At 35.7% G+C, this 20,809-nt stretch carries 11 protein-coding genes; 8 read left to right on the top strand and 3 right to left on the bottom strand.

Annotated elements, in window-relative coordinates; all coding sequences use genetic code 11:
• Positions 1-1,628: 1,628 nt before the first annotated feature.
• Positions 1,629-3,422, bottom strand: a complete 1,794-nt coding sequence (locus tag PBT91_RS09260) for a cytochrome c peroxidase (protein WP_270058204.1) — start codon at positions 3,420-3,422, stop codon at positions 1,629-1,631.
• A gap of 113 nt (positions 3,423-3,535) precedes the next feature.
• Positions 3,536-5,095, bottom strand: a complete 1,560-nt coding sequence (locus PBT91_RS09255; protein ID WP_270058203.1) for a hypothetical protein — start codon at positions 5,093-5,095, stop codon at positions 3,536-3,538.
• A gap of 703 nt (positions 5,096-5,798) precedes the next feature.
• Here PBT91_RS09255 and PBT91_RS09250 point away from each other — a divergent pair.
• The 4 genes from PBT91_RS09250 (at position 5,799) to PBT91_RS09235 (ending at position 14,920) form a co-directional block, all read left to right on the top strand.
• The gene (locus tag PBT91_RS09250; RefSeq protein ID WP_270058202.1) at positions 5,799-7,472 is read left to right on the top strand and encodes a M1 family metallopeptidase; all 1,674 of its coding nucleotides are present in this window, start codon (positions 5,799-5,801) and stop codon (positions 7,470-7,472) included.
• Between the two features lie 73 nt (positions 7,473-7,545).
• A complete protein-coding gene (locus PBT91_RS09245; protein ID WP_270058201.1) occupies positions 7,546-8,934 on the top strand; it encodes an aminopeptidase P family protein in 1,389 nt (462 codons plus the stop codon).
• A gap of 20 nt (positions 8,935-8,954) precedes the next feature.
• Entirely contained in the window at positions 8,955-12,089 is a 3,135-nt protein-coding gene (locus PBT91_RS09240) for a glycoside hydrolase family 2 TIM barrel-domain containing protein (protein ID WP_270058200.1), read from the top strand.
• A 584-nt stretch (positions 12,090-12,673) separates the two neighbouring features.
• Complete coding sequence (locus PBT91_RS09235) at positions 12,674-14,920, top strand: S9 family peptidase (protein WP_270058199.1); 2,247 nt, start codon at positions 12,674-12,676, stop codon at positions 14,918-14,920.
• 15 nt (positions 14,921-14,935) lie between these two features.
• Here PBT91_RS09235 and PBT91_RS09230 read toward each other — a convergent pair whose 3' ends face one another.
• Positions 14,936-15,778: a helix-turn-helix domain-containing protein gene (locus PBT91_RS09230; RefSeq protein ID WP_270058198.1), complete on the bottom strand. Its 843-nt coding sequence runs from the start codon at positions 15,776-15,778 to the stop codon at positions 14,936-14,938.
• A gap of 135 nt (positions 15,779-15,913) precedes the next feature.
• Between PBT91_RS09230 and PBT91_RS09225 the strand changes: the two genes are divergently transcribed.
• The 4 genes from PBT91_RS09225 to PBT91_RS09210 are packed head-to-tail and all read left to right on the top strand — an operon-like array spanning position 15,914 to position 20,678.
• Positions 15,914-16,831 (top strand): dihydrodipicolinate synthase family protein, encoded by a 918-nt coding sequence (locus PBT91_RS09225; RefSeq protein ID WP_270058197.1) that lies wholly within the window; start codon positions 15,914-15,916, stop codon positions 16,829-16,831.
• A gap of 18 nt (positions 16,832-16,849) precedes the next feature.
• Positions 16,850-18,418, top strand: a complete 1,569-nt coding sequence (locus PBT91_RS09220) for an aldehyde dehydrogenase (NADP(+)) (RefSeq protein WP_270058196.1) — start codon at positions 16,850-16,852, stop codon at positions 18,416-18,418.
• Between the two features lie 6 nt (positions 18,419-18,424).
• Positions 18,425-19,426, top strand: coding sequence for a 4-hydroxyproline epimerase (locus PBT91_RS09215; protein ID WP_270058195.1), 1,002 nt, complete (start codon positions 18,425-18,427; stop codon positions 19,424-19,426).
• A 10-nt stretch (positions 19,427-19,436) separates the two neighbouring features.
• Positions 19,437-20,678 carry an NAD(P)/FAD-dependent oxidoreductase gene (locus PBT91_RS09210; RefSeq protein ID WP_270058194.1) on the top strand — a complete coding sequence of 414 codons (1,242 nt, stop codon included), beginning with the start codon at positions 19,437-19,439 and terminating at the stop codon, positions 20,676-20,678.
• Positions 20,679-20,809: the final 131 nt, after the last annotated feature.

The raw sequence follows: 20,809 nt of genomic DNA, 5'->3' as shown, positions 1-20,809 counted from the left end.
CGGATGTAGTGGATGACCAAGACTAAAAAACTGATTTTACTCCAGAAATATTGAATGGTTTTATTGGAAGTAAGAGAGAAATTGCTGTGATGGAATCTTCCACATTGCATTACGATATCCTATACGGGGAAATCTCTTATTTAAACATGCGTCGCGCATTGTGATCAAATTGCCGAGGATGAGAATAAAAAATTTTATCTTCTGAAATTAGATCGAATTTAAATGATTTTGAATTTGAGAATGCATTATCGAAGGACAGCTGCATGTAGTGAAAGGCGTGCTACGCTATTGAAAAATAGAAATTATAATCGGAAGAAAAATAAGTAATTCAAGATATAAAATTAAAACTGACCTAGAAGTGGTAACAAGAAATAAAAAGATCAAGATTCAATTTGTTTTTTAATTTTTAGTGCTGACGGCCGACTAACACTCACAATTCAGTTTGCAAAGCACGAGTCTAATAACCTCTATTTTAAATATTTATAATGAATTATTTGTGGGATCGAATTATATATTTTAAATTGCTTCATAATTAAGCATTAAGAACCCGAATCCTTGATCTTTAATTAATAAGAGTAATTTAAGCTATCCCAAAATATCTTAGAAAACAAAAGCGCCCTGAAAATTTTCAGGGCGCTTTTTAGTTTATTATTTACTAAGATTTTTTTTATTCTCTAAGCAGATTATGCAAAATTAATCAATACAATTGTGCAATATTGGTTATTTATATGGGTCTCCACTAGCTGCAGTAATGATGCAAATTAGATGTAATATAATTCCTGGAAAGATAAATAGGATATAACCAATAGTTACAAATATAAGCCATAATATACCGGCGGCAACCTGGCCTTTGTAAATATGGCCAATTCCGGGAAAAAAGATACTTAGTAAAATTGCTAATCCCGAATTCCATTTTGGGTACTTATTGATAACGGTTACAGGTGCTTGGTTATGTGAATAATGCTGCTGGCTTCCTTTATCTAAACGCTCTCCACAATACCAGCATTAAATAGCTTCTAGTTTAATAGTCTCGGTACAATACGGGCATTTTTTAGTGTTATATTCCATAATTCATTGATCGATTATATCAAAAAGATCTACTAAGAACTACTTGTATAATGTATATATTTTAAATAAACTATGTCTTTATTTTGAGGTATTTACTAATTTCTAAATTAGAAACAACGGGATAAGCGTTGCAAACCCCATCGTATAATTGAAAATACTATAGACGATAATACCGATACAAACACCAATAAGCACGGCGTTGATTGTTTTTGAATTCGATGCTTTTTTATTGCTAGTGGAATCTTTGGCTTTTTCTAATTTATTTTTAGACATTGATTTAATCGTTAAAAAAAGATAAAGCTAGTTTTTTTGTAATAGGTACGGATATTTATTTTCAATCTTTAATTTGGAAAATGATGATTGTTTACTTTCTGATTATGCTATTTAATAACGCATCGTTAATAAATTAATTTAAACTGTAGTAAATGGTATATCATTTAAAAAGTGATATTCGCTTCTTATTGACCAAATATTTTACAAGAAACTCTGTGCTTATACTTATGAAAAGAATATTATATCTTCGGATTTCAGAAATCTTGTATGATTTCATCGAGGGATTTTCAATATTTTTCTTCAGGTATATCGCTAAGCGTTTTCATAAAAGCGACTAATGCTTGTTGCTCTTCTACTGTAAGATTTAAATTATCAAAAGGTAAGGTTTGGTGTGGGAGGTCGAAACCGAGGCCGGCTCCACCACCTTTGTTGTAGAAATCAACTACTTCTTCTAGACTATTGTAAACCCCATTATGCATGTAAGGTGAAGTGAGGGCTATATTTCGTACTGTAGGTGTTTTAAACACTCCTTTTTGTATAGGTTCTTTATACATAAAATAAAAACCGTTATCATCATCTAATTTTTTATTTTCTGCAGTTTCCGGAACACCTATAACTTCTTTTTCTGTTTCAGAAAAAAATGGGGGAACGGTTCCGTTGGTTAATGGCATAAAATGACAAGTTGCACAAAGGGCTTTGCCCATAAACAAATTCATACCTAATTGCTCTTCTTGGGTGAAGTTATTTAATTCTCCTCTAACATTTTTATCAAACTTAGAACTAAAACCATTTAAAGTAGAAATATAGGCCGATAATGCTTTAATAGTATGTGCGTTTGTCCACTTTACTTTATGACCGAAAGCTTTTTCAAATGCTTCAACATAGCTGGAGTCTTTAGAAATTTCACCTGAAAACTCATGTACCGAACTATTAAACTCTTCTTTGTTGGTAAAAACTCCAGATATTTGCGCTAATAAACTGCCTGCTCTTCCATCCCAGAAAAAACCTTTTTGGAAAATTGAATTAATTAGTGTTGGAGAATTGCGTTGTAATATGTTACCGGTATTATTGAAGTTTGCAACAATCCCATCGGCATAAGCTTTATCGGGACTGTGGCAGGTAGCACAAGACATACTGGCTGAATTTGATAAATTCTTGTCAAAAAACAATCGTTTTCCCAATTTAATCTGATCTTTAGAAGGATTACTGTTTACTGTTTGACGAAAATAATCAACGTTAAAAGAGTCGTCCTCAAAAAAAGTAGGCGCATCGAAATTAAAAGGCTTGTTTTGAACCGGTTCCCAAAGATCAGAAGTTTTTCTGATTTCAACCCAACTGCGCATCATAGGGTTAAAATAATTTCTCAAAAAAGTATAACGATCAAAGGTTTCAAAATCAGGTTTTTTTCCTATAAAATTTATTGCTTTATCAATCTGTTGTTGAAATCTTTTATCGAGCTCCTTATTTTTTGGAAGAATAATTTTTTGAATGCTTAATTTATATAGTGTTAATAGATTTTTTAATGAAGCTTTTGTTTCTTCAAGTCCTAAACCACTTACGGGTGTATCGAAACCGGTTATTCCAAAACTTACTATACGCATTAATTGTTGGTGTGTAGCTATAAAAAAGCGTTGAGCATTGAGTTCTCTTTTTTCAATAGCATCTTGAAGTACATGAATTAAACCACGTGTTAATTCAACTTCTCGTTTAAAATCATTTTCAGAAACATCTCCTTCATAAATTGATTCTTCAATTTTCTGAAATCCAATTGGTAATAAAACACGTTGAGTATCATCGGTTAATCTGGGTAGTGCGGGGCCATTGGCTTGATGACCAACTTCAGGATTAAGGTAAGATGCATAAGGCTCTGCTTCTTTAAAAGCTTGGCGGGCTTGAATGAAATAGTTTTTAGCTTTGGGAGATTTTACCGAGGTTTTATTTAAACTGTCTAAATACGCTAACGTATTTTTGATATTTTTTAAATAATAATCTTGTGCTGCTGTCCAATCTACACGAGCTTTCAAGGTAGAGGTATGTGTGTCTTGATATTCCTTTTTACAAGCGTATAGCAGAAGTAACATAATCAGTGCTGAGGCCCACAAAAATTTTGAGGATATTTTCATTGTATTCAATTTATAATGATAGAAAAACCCCCGTTAAAAACGGAGGTTTTTTCGAAACTTGATAAAGAAACTTATCTTGGTAAACCTTGTAATAAAACTATTTGTCCTCCCTGGTTATCTTCAAAAGTACCATCTGTAAAAGTATGACCATCTCTTCCTTTAAAACTATCATCTTGCCAGTAATGTGGTTGAAGGTTCAGCATAAATGTACCTGGCTTACCTACTTTATCTGAGATGTCGATTAAAGCCCCATACTCTCCACTAAACCCTGTACTTCCATCTGGTGCAAGATCTTGTCTTACCACAAATTCAAGTACTTGCTGAATATTGTTACCATTTAAATCTGATTGGTAGATGTATGCTGAATGTCCTCTATCAAAAGAATTTGGATCTTCTTGAAAGTATACAAAATTTTCGGTTACACAAACATTATCTGGACTCTGTAATTCAGAAAGATTACCATCCGCATTATTGGTATTTGTGTTACCACTTATTATTTGTGTTAATTTTCCTTCACGGGGATTGTTTTCATCCAATTCTAATTTATAAACTGTACCCCAGTCATTGTAAGTTCCTCTACCCGGGCCACGACCCGTTACAGCGAAGTAAAGATTACGGTTGTTTGCAGCAGAACCTTTTTGGTAATCTACATCTTCAACACGCATAAAAGCTGAAGCTTGTACTGCTACACAAGCGTCTTCCATTTCGTCTTTAGTTAAATCTTTTCCATTTGGAACTTCCACAAACTCCACATCATAAGTTTGTTTGAGGTCAAGATTACTCTCATTATATATTTCTCCAGGTGTTACAGCAGTTTTTCCGCCGTTCCCATCAGAAATCTCCTTGAACCGAAGTACATAAACTTTACCATTCTCTAGATCTGCATCTCCATTTTCAGATAAGTATAAAGAAACTTGTCCTTCTGAACCGCTAGAGTCATCATCGCCACCGATAATTACAGTTTTACCGGGATATGCCACTTGAGGAAGTGGTACTGCATTTTCCCAAGAAAATTCACCTAAAGCATCTAATCCAAAATCGGCATCTGGATCTGGTGTCATATAAGGATCAATTCCTTTTACATCGTAATGAATACTTTCTGAAGCAGATAAAAATAAATCTTGAGAACCACCGTGTATGTCTGCTTCCCACATCGTACCACTACATTGTCTCGCGTAATCTGCAACGCTAGAGTTTAATAACCATTCACCAGTAAGAGGCTTTAAGTTTTTATCTAACATAATTCTTGAAACCGCATAGGTGTCCTCTGCGTTTACTACATAGATATAACCGTCGCTATTAGGATCCTTTAAAAATCCCGCACCATCTTGCGCTCCAACCAACTTAAAATCGTTGCTTAATGTATCTGATGAACTAAGTATAGAATAAGCATTTACATAATTAAATTGTGGTTTCATGGCCACAAGTGCCTTTAGGTTAGATTTGTCTGAAAACATCCCGGGCTCGGGTGTGAAGTCTTCGCCATCTTCACCATCAACTCCATCTTGACCGTTAACTCCATCAGCGCCATCGATTCCGTCGATTCCATCTTCTACATCACATGAGATGACGAATGTTACTGTTGCACTTAGCAACAAAAAATTTAAAATTAGTCGTTTAAAAGTAATCATTTTTTCGAATAGGTTTAGTTTATAGATTGGAGTAAAACTACCTATAAATAACCTTATATAAGTTAATTAGACTTCTAGCTTATATCATAAAAACTTTAACTTAAGTTTAAAAAAGTTAATTAAAAGCTGTTGTTTAGAATGGTTATAAAGACTAATGTTAAGACTTTTTAATGCTTCTTATTAATACATTATTGCTGTTTAAATCTATATTGAACTTCGAGATTGAATATTTAGATTTATAGCCAAAAGGTTTCAGAAGTAAAAAATACAACCGTTGCAACTTACTAAATTGCAGTTTTCTGGAAATACTTTGATTTTCCTGCAGTTTCAAAGTTTATTTACTTATTTATTAAGTGAGTGAAAATATTAAGAATATTAATTTCTTAAATCTTATAAATTATATGTCCAAAATTCTCTGATAGCAAGATCGTGAAAACTCAAAATTGAAAAGAGTTTTTGATATTTTTAATTCACGAATTTTAAATGTTTGTAACTGAAATGTAAAAAGATCCTATTCGCCATAGCTTAACGATTGCAAATTACTTTTCAGTTTTATTAAAAAACTTTTGAATTTTCAACATTGTGATCACTATTACTTACTAATATTTTAACTGTATCTGATATTATATTACCTATAAAAGTGATATTCGTTGCTTATTGCACAAATATTTTACAACTTTACGGGAAACTATCTTCTAAATTTATGCTTAAATATAATTCCCTACTAATTTTATTGTTACTGCCATTATTTTCGCTTCAGGCTCAAGAAACTCAATTTACCCACTCCGATACGCTTAGAGGAAGTATTACACCAGAAAGAGCCTGGTGGGATGTGATGCGTTACGATATTTCAGTAACACCAAATTTCGATAAAAAATATACATCAGGATTCAACAATATCACTTATAAAGTAATTCAAAAAGAACATCCAAATTTAATGCAAATCGATCTTCAGAAACCATTGGTGATCGATAGTATTATTTACGACAAAAGACAATCTTTAAGTTTCAGTAGAGAAGGCGATGTGTACTTTGTAAAAACTCAGCCTCAAAATATCGAATCTGAGCACGAAATAAAAATATATTTTAGCGGAAAACCTCACGAAGCGATTCGTGCCCCATGGGATGGCGGTTGGACATTTACTAAAGACGAAAAAGGAAGACCGTGGATGACGGTGACCTGCCAGGGACTTGGTGCTTCAATCTGGTATCCTAACAAAGATCACCAAAGTGACGAGCCAGATCGTGGAGCTTCTTTAACGATGCGAGTTCCAAAAGAATTAATGGCGGTGGCAAACGGCCGAATGTTAGATAAGACCGAACATAATGACGGAACGATTTCTTACAAATGGGGCGTAGAAAATCCGATTAGTAACTATACTATCATTCCTTATATCGGGCACTACAAAAACTTTTCTGAAGTTTATACCGGCATAAAAGGCGATTTAGATCTTAATTACTGGGTAATGGATTATAATTTGGAAAAAGCTAAAGATTACATGCCGCCAGAAGTTCATAACCTTTTGGATGCGTTTGAATATTGGTTTGGCCCTTATCCTTTTTATGAAGATGGCTATAAATTGGTGGAAACCGAGCATACTGGAATGGAACATCAGTCGAATGTTTCCTACGGAAATTATTATGCCGGTGGATATCGAGGTAGAGATGGATCTGGAACTGGTTTAGGTTTAACCTGGGATTTCATCATTATTCACGAGAGTGGTCACGAATGGTTTGGAAATAACATCACCACAAACGATCTGGCCGATATGTACGTGCACGAAAGTTTTACCAATTACAGCGAAACTTTATTCCTGGATTATGTTTACGGTGAAGAAGCTGCAAACGATTATAATTATGGTACCAGAAGTGGAATTCAAAATGATAAACCAGTTATTCCAGCCTACGCCGTAAACGCACAGGGTAGTGGCGATATGTATCCAAAAGGTGGAAATATGCTGCATAGCATTCGTCACAGTATGGACGATGATAAATTATTCAAGAATATTCTAACCGGTTTAAATATGACTTTTCATAATAAAACAGTAGACGGTTCAGAGATTCAGGAATATATTTCAGATAAAGCTGGATACGACTATTCGAATGTTTTTGAGCAATATTTAACCACCACTAAAATTCCGAAACTTCAATTATATATCGATGCGCCAAACAGCAAGATGTTTTATAAATATAGCAATGTTGTTGATGGTTTCAATTTACCATTGGTTTTAAAAGGTAACGAAGAAAAAATAAAGATTATCCCTTCAGCAGAATGGCAAAGTGTCGATTTTCAACATGAAAATCAGTATTTATTTACACCCTGGAGGATAGAGCATATGTATTATGTAGATGTAGAATTACTCGATAATCGAGATTAAATATTTAGAGGTTTGCCTCAAAAAATAATTTCCAAAATACCTAACGGTTGTTCACTAAAAAATGAAAGAATAGATGTTTTCAAAAGAAACTTATGTAGCGCGAAGAGAGCGATTAAAGAAAAAAATGAAATCGGGAATCCTTATTTTCCCAGGAAATAAGGAAACCGGAATGAATTACAAGGACAACTGGTATCCGTTTAGACAGGATAGTAGTTTTTTATATTACTTCGGAATTAATCTTCCAGATCTTTATGTACTTATCGATTTAGATAACGATAAAGAGATCCTTTTTGGAGACGATCTAACTCCTGAAGATTTTGTTTGGGTTGGTGCGGTAGAACCACTATCAACGTATGCAGAAAAATGCGGACTTGCTGAAGTGCAGCCAATGGCAAAGCTGGAGGCTTATATTAAAAACGCGCAGCAAAAAGGCCAAAATCTGCATTATTTGCCACCGTACAGAAATAAAGTAACGATTGAAATTAGCAATCTTACCGGCATTCCCGTTAACGAAATTGATGCGAATAAATCGGAAGCATTCACCAAAGCCGTGATCGCGCAGCGTGCTGTAAAATCTGCTGAAGAAATTGCAGAAATCAATAAAGCAGTGAATATCACGGCTGCTATGCATCGCCATGCTATAAAATGGACAAAGCACGGTGTTACCGAAAAACAAATCGCAGGAGAATTACAGGCGATCGCCATTGCCGGTGGTGGAAATATTTCTTTCCCGATAATTCTAACCAAAAATGGCCAATATCTGCATAATCATGCTACAGAAGCTGTAGTTGAGAACGGAGATATTGTTTTATGCGATTGTGGTGCAGAAACCGCTATGAATTATGCTGGGGATATGACACGTACGTTTCCGGTAGCCGAGCGTTTTACAGATATTCAGCGAGAAATCTATTCGATTGTTCTAGATGCGCACGAATCCTCTTCTGCGGCACTAAAACCGGGTTATCGCTTTAAAGAAGCCCATTTATTGGCTTGTAGCCGAATTGTAGAAGGCCTAAAAGGTCTAGGCTTGATGAAAGGTGATACGCAGGAAGCGGTAAATGCAGGTGCACACACCTTGTTTTTTCAATGTGGTTTAGGTCACTTTATGGGAATGGATGTGCACGATATGGAAAACTTTGGCGAGCAATTAGTTGGTTATAACGATGATCTTAAAAAGAGCACCGAATTTGGTTTAAAATCGCTTCGATTAGGAAAAGAACTGGAAGAAGGAAATGTACTTACGGTTGAACCCGGAATTTATTTTAATCCGTTTTTAATCGATTCGTGGAAAGCGCAGGGTAATTATACCGATTTTGTGAATTACGACGAAGTCGAAAAATTTAAAACTTTTGGTGGCATGCGAGTAGAAGAAGACTTTTTGATCACCGCAAACGGCAAGGAACTTCTAGGCGATCCTTTAGCAAAAACCATAGAAGAAATAGAAGAACTTAAAAATTCATAATTAATAAAATCCAAAAAGCTATGAGCACATTCAAATTAATCAAATTATTTTTTTCTATTCATGTGTTGCTCATAGCTTCTTCTTTCTCATTACATGCTCAGGAAAATCCCGAATGGCAGTGCTTAGATGTGCTATCTGTAAATACGGAAGATCCTCGTGCTACTTTTCATATTTACGATTCTGAAGCTGACGCTCTAACCGGGGACTATAAAAAATCTGGAAACTATAAAAGTTTAAACGGAAGCTGGAAATTCCATTTTGCTGAAGTTCCTGAAGAAAGACCGGTAGATTTTTATAAAACCAATTTTGATGTAAAAGACTGGGACGATATTCAAGTTCCCGGCGATTGGCAAATGCAGGGCTATGATTTTCCGCTGTATGTTTCAGCTGGTTTTACTTTTGAAATTAATCCGCCTTTTGTAGATACTACTTACAATCCGGTAGGATCGTATAAACGAACTTTCGATTTACCTAAGTCGAAATTCGATAAAAATGAAGACTATTTTTTACATTTAGGAGCCGTAAACAGTGCTTTTTACGTTTGGATAAATGGCGAGAAGGTTGGTTACAAAGAAGGAACCAAAACACCATCAGAATTTAAGATCACTAAATATTTAAAAGCGGGAGAAAATAGTATTGCGGTAGAGGTTTATCGTTGGTCTTCTACAAGTTATTTAGAAGATCAGGATTTTTGGCGATTAAGCGGAATCGAGCGTGATGTGTATATCTATAAAACGCCTAAATCCAGAATCAAAGACTTTTTTGTGACTCCGGGATTGGATAAAAATTACGATAAAGGAATTCTTGATGGATATGCTGTAATTACTTCGGAAAAGAAAAAGCTTCAGTTAGATCTTAAAATTTGGGATGGAGAGAAAATCATTTCAGAAATAACAAAACCAATTGCTGAAGCTAAAAATGATACGCTAAACTTTCAAATTTCAGATCTAGATATTAAATACTGGTCGGCCGAGACACCAAATCTCTATTCTTTAAGTTTAAGTTTGAAGGATGGAGAGAATACACTGATGGCTACTTCAGCAAAAATTGGTTTTAGAACTTCAGAAATTAAAGGTGGTCAACTTTTGGTCAACGGAAAACCAATCCTCCTTAAAGGAGTGAATCGCCATGAGCACGACCAAAATTCTGGACATGTGATTTCGCGCGAATCGATGCTGCGGGATATCAAACTTTTTAAAGAATACAATATAAATGCGGTTCGAAATTCACATTATCCGGTAGATCCTTACTGGTATGAGTTGTGTGATAAATACGGAATTTATATGATCGACGAGGCCAATCTTGAAAGTCATGGTTTTGGCTACGACGAAGATAAAACGCCTGCCAATAAACCTGTATTTGAGAAAATGCATCACGACCGTATTGTCAGAATGATGCAAACCAATAAAAATCATCCTTCGATTATTATCTGGTCGATGGGGAACGAGGCTGGTGACGGTCCGGCATTTATAAAAAACTATCACTGGTTAAAGAAAAACGATCCAAGTCGCCCGGTGCAATACGAAAGAGCAGAACGTGGAGATAGTTTTCAGGAACCACACACCGATATTATTCCGTGGATGTATGCCAGCGTAGATTATATAAAAGATAATTATTTAGGCAAGTATCCGGAGCGTCCATTTATTTGGTGTGAATATGCACATGCCATGGGAAACAGTACGGGGGATTTGGTAGATCTTTGGAATTTTGTTTACGAAAATCCACAAATTCAAGGCGGATTTATTTGGGATTGGGTAGATCAGGGGTTTGTGAAAACCGATGAAAATGGTGAAGAATATTGGGCTTATGGTGGTGATTTTGGACCCGATCGATATCGGCATGATGCTAATTTTGTGATTAACGGATTAGTAAATCCAGATCGTACACCACATCCTGCACTTTACGAAGTAAAAGATGTATATCAGAATGTAGATTTTCGATTAAAAAATGAAGAGAACCAAAATTATAGTTTTGAAATTGAAAATCGCTTCTTTTTTACCGATTTAAATGAATACGAAATTTCTTATGAGCTGCTAAAAGAGGGTAAAGTTATCAAGAAGGAAACGCTTGATGAAATTGAACTAGAACCGCAAAAAGTAACAACTTGGCATTCGGATTTTGAATTTGATGAAAATGCCGAGTATTTTATAAATTTTTATGTAAGAAACACCAAAATTGGTAAAATGCTTCGTAAAGGGCATATTATTGCCAAAAAGCAAATTCAGCTTCAGGAAGGTGATGAGGTTCAATTACCAATTAAAGCTTCAGGTAAATTAAAGACAAAAAATAAGGGTGAAAATCTTACAATTTCGAATAAAGATTTTGAAATTATTTTCAACAAAGAGAGCGGTCAACTTTCAACATATACTTTTAAAGGGAAAAAACTGATCAAAAAAGGGCCAAAACCCGATTTTTGGAGAGCACCTACCGATAATGACTTTGGAAATAGTTTTCAGAAGCGAGCAAAAGCATGGAAAGAAGCTACAAATAATCCAAAATTCGTTAATTTTTCTTCGGAAAAACAAGACCGCTATGTTGAAGTGAATACCAATTTTGAATTAGATTCGGTTTCTTCGATTTTAAAAATTACTTACAAAATTTACGAAAATGGCGTTATTGAAATTGGCAATAATTTTGAATTTAATGGTGATCCAGAAAAAATAACGTCACTGCCAAGATTTGGAAATGCGATGGTTATTCCGTTAGATTATGACAAAGTAGAATGGTACGGTCGTGGGCCTTTCGAAAATTATTGGGATCGTAAAACATCTGCTTTTGTTGGTATATATCAATCGACCGTAGAAGATTTGTATGTACCCTATATACGTCCGCAAGAAAATGGTTATCGAACCGATAATCGTTGGATTAAATTGACTGATAATAAAGGAAACGGAATCAAATTCAGCGGTATGCCACTAGTTTCGTTTAGCGCGCTTAGAAATCCTACTTCAGATTTTGACCCGGGTATGGAAAAAGCACAACGACATACTAATGATATTAAGCCAAAAGATGAGATTTTTCTGAATATTGATTACAAACAAATGGGAGTTGGTGGCGATAATAGTTGGGGTGCCAAAACCTGGGAAAAATATCAGCTAAAACCTAAGAATTACAGCTATACTTATTTTATAGAACCGATCTTTAGAAGTGAGTAAGTGAGTAAGTTAGTAGTTAGAATTGAGTATTGAGTATTGAGAAGTTAGATTGCTTTGCTGTTAGAGTATAGAAAATAAACTTGATTTAATTTGAAAATGTGATGATTTGAAAATGAATTTTGAATGTTGAATGTTCTTTTGTCATTTCCACAGGAGCATAGCGGAATGGAGAAATCTCTATTTGTGTTGAAAGTAAGTATTGAGAAGTTAGATTTTAGATCGCTTTGCTGTTAGAGTATAGAAAATAGATTTGATTTGATACTGTGCTGATTTGAAAATGAATTTTGAGCTATTGAGAGAGGATCAATTTTAAATTTTGAATGCTGAATCGTGAATAATTGGCAGTCAGAACGCTTCTTTGATCGTCATGCTGAACTTGATTCAGCATCCCATCATGCTTCGCAGATTCTGAATAGCAGGATGAGATTCCGTGTCAAGCACGGAATGACGTAACGAGTTCGAGAAAATGTATTGCATATAGATACCTTTATTACGTTCTGGATGACGTTGGTAAGAAAATGCAATCAATATAGTATTAAATATTGATAGCTAATAGCAAAAAACCGTAAACCAATTATAACAAAATGACCAAATTAAACTTAGTTGGAATAATTTTATTATTATTTTTTCCATTTTCTAGTAGTGCACAAGAAAATGATTCTTTATTAACCTTAGGACGTATTTATTCTTCTTCGGAATTTAGTAGTGATTACCAGCGTCCTATTTTCTGGATAGAAGAGGGCGATGCTTTTGTCAGTATCGAAAAAGATAAAGCAGGCAATGATGAACTTATTCGTTACGAGAGTAAAAACTACAAATCAAGCACTTATTTAGCAGCCAATAATCTTAATATAAATGGTAAAAACCTGGCAATAGAAGATTTTTCGTTATCTCCAGATGGAAGCAAGGTTTTAATTTTTACAAACTCCAGCCGAGTTTGGCGTTCGAATACCAAAGGTGATTTTTGGGTGTACGATTTTGATACCAAAGAATTAAAACAATTAGGAAAAGATTTTCCATCTTCCTCATTGATGTTCGCTAAGTTTTCTGAAGATAATCAATTTGTAGCTTATGTGCATAATTTCAATATTTATAAAGAGAATTTTAAAACCGGAGAGCTTACTCAGCTAACCGAAGATGGAACAGGCGATATCATTAACGGAACGTTCGATTGGGTGTATGAAGAAGAATTTGGAATGCGCGATGGTTTTATTTGGAGTCCGGATGCTTCAAAAATTGCGTTTTGGCAATTAGATGCTTCAGAAATTGGCACCTTCTACATGATCAATAATACCGATTCGGTATATTCTGAACCGATTGCGCTGCAATATCCAAAAGCAGGATTCAATCCTTCTTCAGCAAAAGTTGGAATTATAGATACAAAAACTTCCGAAGTAACGTGGATACCGATGCCGGGCGATCCTGTTCAGCATTATTTACCGGCGATGCAATGGCTTAATGAAGATTTGGTGCTTATTCAGCAAATGAATAGAAAGCAAAACGAGCTCAATATTTTTACGTATAAACTTTCAACTTCCGCATTAAAAAAAATGTATACCGAAACTGAAGAAACCTGGGTAGATTTGCGCTATCCGGATATTTCTTCGAACCAATGGGGCAATAACGATCAGCTAATCGTGGATGATGGAACGTCGTTTTTACGAATGACGGAAACTGATGGTTGGCGCCATATCTATAAAATTGATTTGGAATCGGGTAAAAAGACATTGCTTACGCCCGGCGATTATGATGTAGCCACGTATTACCAAACTGATGATAAAAATTTATATATTGTAGCTTCACCAGATAATGCTACGCAACGCTATTTATACAAGGTACCATTAAATGGAAATGGAAAACTAACCAAAGTTACTCCGCAACAATTTGAAGGCGTAAATACGTATGATGTTTCGCCTAATGGAAAATATGCTATCCATAAATTTACGAATGTTAGCACACCAAATACGGTGAATTTAGTGAATTTGCCCAAACATAAATCGGTTAAAACTTTAGTTGATAATGAACGGTTGAAAAACAAATTAAGTTCATTAGCCTTACCAGAAACGTCATTTTTTAAAGTCATGACTGAGAACGGAATCGAAATGGATGCTAGAATGACCAAGCCATTAAATTTTGATTCGGCTAAAAAATATCCGGTCCTTTTTCATGTGTATGGCGAGCCTTGGGGAGTTGTGGCGACCGATCAATGGGTTGGGTTGTACGAGCTTTTTATGGCACAACAAGGATTTGTAGTGATAAGTATTGATAATCGCGGAACGCCAACTTTAAAAGGCAGTGATTGGCGAAAAAGTATTTACCAAAATATGGGCGTACTTAATACCAACGATCAGGCGGCGGCAGCTAAAAAAGTGCTTGCAAATTACGATTTTCTGGATGAAAAATTCGTGAATGTTTGGGGCTGGAGTGGTGGAGGCTCGATGACTCAGAATTTGTTATTCAGATATCCTGAAGTTTATCAAACAGGAGTGGCTGTAGCCGGAGTTACCAATCAGTTATTCTACGATAATATTTACCAGGAGCGTTATATGGGATTGCCTAGTGAAGATAAAAAAAAGTTTATTGAAGGTTCGCCGGTAACCTATGCTAAAAATCTGGAAGGAAATTTATTACTAATTCACGGAACCGGAGATGATAATGTGCATTATCAAAATATGGAATATTTGGTGAATGAGCTAATTCGAAATAACAAGCAATTCGACATGATGGCTTATCCTAACAGGGCGCATCATATTTACGAAGGAAAAAACACTTCGATCCACTTGTATACTTTGATTACTAATTATTTCTTGGAGCATAACGGATTGAAATAATATAGAAGATGAGAATTAATCGTTTTGCTGCCTGTATTGTGTAGGCGTAATTCCTTTTAATTCCTTAAACTTTCGGTTAAAATTGGCGATGTTCTGAAATCCACAAAGTTCAGAGATCGCCGATACCGATAAGTCCTGATCTTTATACAATAACTTGCAGGCATGTTCTATCCTTATTTCAATTAAAAACTGAAAAAACGTTTTATTGGTTCTTTTCTTAAAATATCGGCAAAAAGCATTTTTACTCATAAAAGCAATATCTGCAATATCATCTAAAGAAATATTATCCTGAAAGTTATCCATAGCATATTGAAAAACATCATTCATTCGTTTTCCTTCATCCTCTGTATATTTTTTCTGGTAAACGAAAGAAGACAATGGTTGCCGCTCGGCATGCGTAAGTTCATTCAGTAATAATAGTAAAGTAGCTACTCTTTCAATTTTACTTTGCCGCTTCAGATTATTAAAAAGATGAAACTTTTTTTCATCAGCCTTAATTTTCATTCCGTATTCAGATTCATCAAAAAACTTCTGGATTCCGCTAAGATCAGTAAGGTTGAAGAATTCTTTTCCGAAGGACTTTTTGGTAAAAAACAGCGTGTACATTATCGAATTTGGATGAGCCTCTGCATCACTTCTAAAAACATGCGGAATATTTTCTCCTATAATAAGGATGTCATGTGGCTGATATTCGTTAATACTATCACCAACAATTAAAGAGCCGCTACCTTCCATAATATAGCTAATTTGTATCTCCTCGTGCTGGTGAAGTTTATCATAAAATATAATTTCATGATCTTCCTGATATACAAGGGCTTCTTTTTCGGGTTTTGGGATTTTAAACGGAAGGACTTTCATTAGTGTGAGTTTTTGTAAATATTATTAAAAAAAACCGAATTAGTCAATTTATATGATAATATCGTATCATGTTTAGATAATCAATACAAATTGAAAGCGATTTAATGCCCATATTTTTGTTAAAAAAATAGACACATGGCAATTAAATGGGAAGGGGTAATGCCCGCAGTAACCACTAAATTCACAAAAGATGATGAACTGGATTTAGTAACCTTTGAAAAGAACATTAACGCACAACTGGAAGCAGGTGTAAACGGAATCATCTTAGGAGGAACTTTGGGTGAAGCTAGTACTCTGACACCGGCAGAAAAGGAAACACTTGTAAAAAAGACTTTAGAAATTACAGCAGGACAGGTGCCGGTAATCATTAACATTGCCGAGCAATCTACAAAGGAAGCGATCGAAGTTGCAAAAAATGCAGAAGCATGGGGAGCACAAGGATTAATGTTGTTACCACCAATGCGTTATAAAGCTACAGATCACGAGACCGTAGTATATTTTAAAGAGATCGCAAAAAGCACTTCACTGCCAATTATGATTTATAACAACCCTGTAGATTACAAGATTGAAGTAACTATCGAGATGTTCGAAGAACTTTTAGCAGATTGTCCTACGATCGAAGCAGTAAAAGAATCTACTCGTGATATTAGTAATGTTACACGTTTAAAAAATAAGTTTGGTGATCGTATCAAGATCTTATGTGGTGTAGATACATTAGCATTAGAAAGTATGGTTGCTGGTGCAGATGGTTGGGTTGCTGGATTGGTAGCCGCTTATCCGGCAGAAACTGTGGCAATCTATAAATTAGTAAAAGCTGGTAATATTGAAGAAGCTTTAAGAATCTACAGATGGTTTATGCCATTATTAGAATTGGACATCTCTCCGCAATTAGTACAAAATATCAAATTGGCTGAAGTTGCAACTGGTTTAGGAACCGAGTATGTAAGAGCACCAAGATTAGTATTACAGGGAGCAGAAAGAGAACGAGTTCAGGGAATTATTGATGCCGCAATGGCGGTAAGGCCAGAATTAGTAGAATACAAATCTTTATAAATCAAGAAAACAGAAAGCATGATTACAGGAAAAAATTATATTGGTGAGGAGCTTTCCAGTAAAGGTGATGTTACCTTTAAAACTTTTGATCCAAAAGAAAATAAAGAAACTGCTGCTATTTTTACCGAGGCAACAACACAAGAGGTTGATGCGGCAGTAGAAAAAGCCGCCGCCGCTTTTAAAGTGTACAAACAAAAATCTGATGCTGAAAAAGCTAGATTTTTAGAAGCAATTGCTGAGGAATTAGAGGCAAATGCTGAAGCTTTAAAAGAAATTTACAGAGCAGAATCCGGCTTGCCAGAAGGACGTTCTAATGGAGAATTTGCTAGAACTTGTAACCAGTTACGAGCTTTTGCCGAAATGCTGAAAGAAGGGAGTTGGGTAGAAGCCATTATTAGCAATCCTGAAGGAAAACCTGATATTCGAAGAATGCAGGTGCCTTTTGGGCCGGTAGCTGTTTTTGGAGCAAGTAATTTCCCATTTGCATTTTCTACTGCTGGTGGGGATACTGCCAGTGCATTGGCATCGGGTTCTCCGGTTATCGTAAAATCTCATCCATTACATGCTGGTACAGGAGAATTGGTTGCTGAAGCGATTATTAAAGCCGCTAAGAAAACCGGAATGCCAGATGGCGTTTTCTCTAACTTAAACTCTAAAGGAATTGAAGTAGGTGAGTGGCTGGTAAAACATCCAAAAATAAAAGCGGTTGGATTTACCGGAAGTTATAAAGCAGGAACTGCGCTTACTAAATTAGCTGCAGATCGCCCAGAGCCTATCCCGGTTTACGCAGAAATGGGAAGTATTAATCCTGTTTTGGCTTTACCATCTGCTTTAAAAGCTAAAGGAGATTTTTGGGCCGAGCAATATGCAGGTTCGATCACTGCTGGATGTGGACAATTTTGTACAAATCCCGGACTAATTTTAGGAATAGAGAGCGCTGCTTTAGATAGTTTTGTTGAAAAATTAGGTGAGAATTTATCGAATCTTGCCCCTTCAGTAATGTTGAGTCCTGGGATTCAAAATCAATACGAAGCTTCAAAATCTGAAGTTTTAGAACAGGAAGGCTATAATGAAGTAAGCAAATACGATGGTGAAGTTGCGCCAAACTTTGGTAGACAGCAGGTAATCACCGTTTCTGGTGCTAATTTCCTTCAGAATAAAAACTTTCATAAAGAAGTATTTGGGCCTTTTTCAGTAGTTGTAAAATGTAAAGATAAAACCGAATTGGCCGAAGTGCTTCAGCAATTAGAAGGACAGCTAACCGGTACGGTATTAAATTCCGAAGAAAAAGAATTAAGTGAATTTGCAACGATTATCGACACTTTAACCGATACTGTAGGTAGAATTATCTATAACAGTGTACCAACAGGGGTAGAAGTTTGTGCGGCAATGACGCATGGTGGGCCATTCCCGGCAACTTCTAATGCTAAATTTACTTCAGTAGGATTAACAGCGGTACAACGATGGGTGCGTCCGGTTTCTTTCCAGGACTGGCCACAGACATTGCTTCCGCAGGCGTTAAAAGATGAAAATCCTTTAGGCATTTTGCGTAATATCAATAATAAATACACAACAGATAGCTTATAGACTTTAATGGCAAGAAAAACTTTTTTTTGTGTTGATGCCCATACTTGTGGGAATCCGGTAAGAGTGGTTGCTGGTGGCGGCCCATTTATCGAAGGAAAGAACATGAGTGAAAAGCGTCAGAATTTTATGCGGGAATACGATTGGATTCGTCGTGGTTTGATGTTCGAACCACGCGGTCATGATATGATGAGCGGAAGCATTTTGTTTCCGCCTTCAGATCCCCAAAATGACTGCGGAATTCTTTTTATAGAAACCAGTGGATGCCTGCCAATGTGCGGGCACGGTACGATTGGTACCGTAACGGTTGCTATCGAAGAAGGTTTGGTTTCTCCTAAAAATCCAGGAACGCTAAGGCTAGAAACTCCGGCGGGACTCGTAAAAGTGAGTTATGTTCAGGAAGGAAAAAAAGTAAAGTCGGTTAAGATCGTTAATATCAAATCGTATTTAGCGAAAGAAGATATCATTGTAGATAGCGATGTTCTTGGTGATTTAAAAGTTGATGTTGCGTACGGTGGTAATTTTTATGCTATTGTAGAAGTTCAGGAAAACTTTAAAGGTTTAGAGCATTATCAGGCTAGTGAATTAATTACGTGGAGCAGGGAATTAAGAAGTAAATTAAACCAAGCTCACGAATTTATTCATCCAGAAGATCCTACGATACATGGTTTAAGTCATATGCAATGGACAGGTGCAGTGATAGATGAAACTTCTACAGCGCGTAATGCTGTTTTTTATGGCGATAAAGCTATAGATCGTTCACCATGCGGTACAGGAACTTCAGCAAGAATGGCGCATTGGTATGCAAAAGGTAAGTTGAAAAAAGGCGATCTTTTTGTACATGAAAGTATTATTGGTAGTAAGTTTATTGGAAGAATAGAAGAAGAGACAGAATTAGGCGGTAAAAAAGCTATTGTGCCAAGTATAGAAGGTTGGGCAATGGTTACCGGTTATAATAATATCGTTATCGATGATGACGATCCTTATGCTCACGGATTTCAGGTACTTTAAAATTTAGATTATGAAGAGAGTTGCAATTATTGGTGGAGGAATTACTGGTTTATGCTCGGCTTATTATTTGGTAAAAGCCGGCCACGATGTTACCATAGTAGATAAAGGTAATATTACAGATGGCGCTTCTTTTATTAACGCCGGTTATGTGACTCCCAGTCATTTTGTGCCAATTGCAGAACCTGGAATGATTAACCAGGGAATTAAGTGGATGTTCAATAATTCTAGTCCGTTTTATATAAAACCGCGCTGGGATATGGATTTCTTCAAATGGTCCTGGTATTTCAAGAAATCTTCAACGAAACAAAAAGTAGCGAAAGCTATTCCTGTGCTTAAGGAATTAAATGAAAAAAGTAGAGACCTTTACGCTGAGATGTTAGAATCTTTAGATTTTGATTTTCACATGGAGCGTAAAGGTCTTCTTATGGTTTATAAAAGTGCGAAGAACGAAGAGCACGAAGCTAAACTTGCTGAAAAAGGAAAAGAATTAGGTCTGGATGTTAGTGTTTTGGATAAAAAGGCCTTGCATGATCTGGAACCTCAGTTTAGCGAGGATGTAATTGGCGGAGTTCATTATGAATGTGATGCGCATAGCACTCCTAATCTATTTATGAAAAATTTAAAAAAGTGGTTAGAAGATAAAGGAGTAAATTTTGTTTTAGAGGAAACGGTTACCGGTTTAGAAGTAGATGGAAGAACCATTAAGGCTATTTCTACGGAAAAAAATACAATCGAAGCAGATGAATTTATTCTGGCTGCCGGAAGTTGGACATTTCCTCTAGCTAAAAAATTAGGTCTTAATATTCCTATCCAACCCGGTAAAGGTTATAGCATGAATATTACCAGGGAGACCAATATTACTTTGCCGGCTATTCTTACTGAAGCTAAAGTAGCGGTAACGCCAATGCAAGATTTTACCAGGTTTGCCGGAACAATGGAATTATCTGGCGATAACAATACTATTTTACCAAACAGGGTTGAAGCAATTGCGCACGCGGCTTCTAATTATTATTCGGGATTCACATTAACTGCTGAAGAAAAACAATCGGCCACGAGTGGATTACGACCGGTTTCACCAGATGGTTTACCGTTTATCGGAAAATCTTCAAAATTCAAAAACCTTAGCGTTGCAGCCGGACACGCCATGATGGGGTGGAGCCTGGGCCCAATTACCGGAAAATTAATTTCAGAAATTGTTGATGCCAATCATACTTCAGTTCTATTGGAGCCATTTGATTTAGAGCGTTTCTAAATTAGACTACACTAATATTCATAAAAATCAGCCAAGTTGGCTGATTTTTTTATTTAATAAATAGTATTTACTAAATAATTTAATATGTGTGTATACTTTGTTAATATAGTATCATTTTATGATAACTTTAT

It is taken from the genome of Zunongwangia sp. HGR-M22, from assembly GCF_027594425.1.
Classification (GTDB): Bacteria; Bacteroidota; Bacteroidia; order Flavobacteriales; family Flavobacteriaceae; genus Zunongwangia.
The sequence above is the reverse complement of the archived record's forward strand: the minus strand, read 5'-3'. Positions and strand labels throughout refer to the sequence as shown.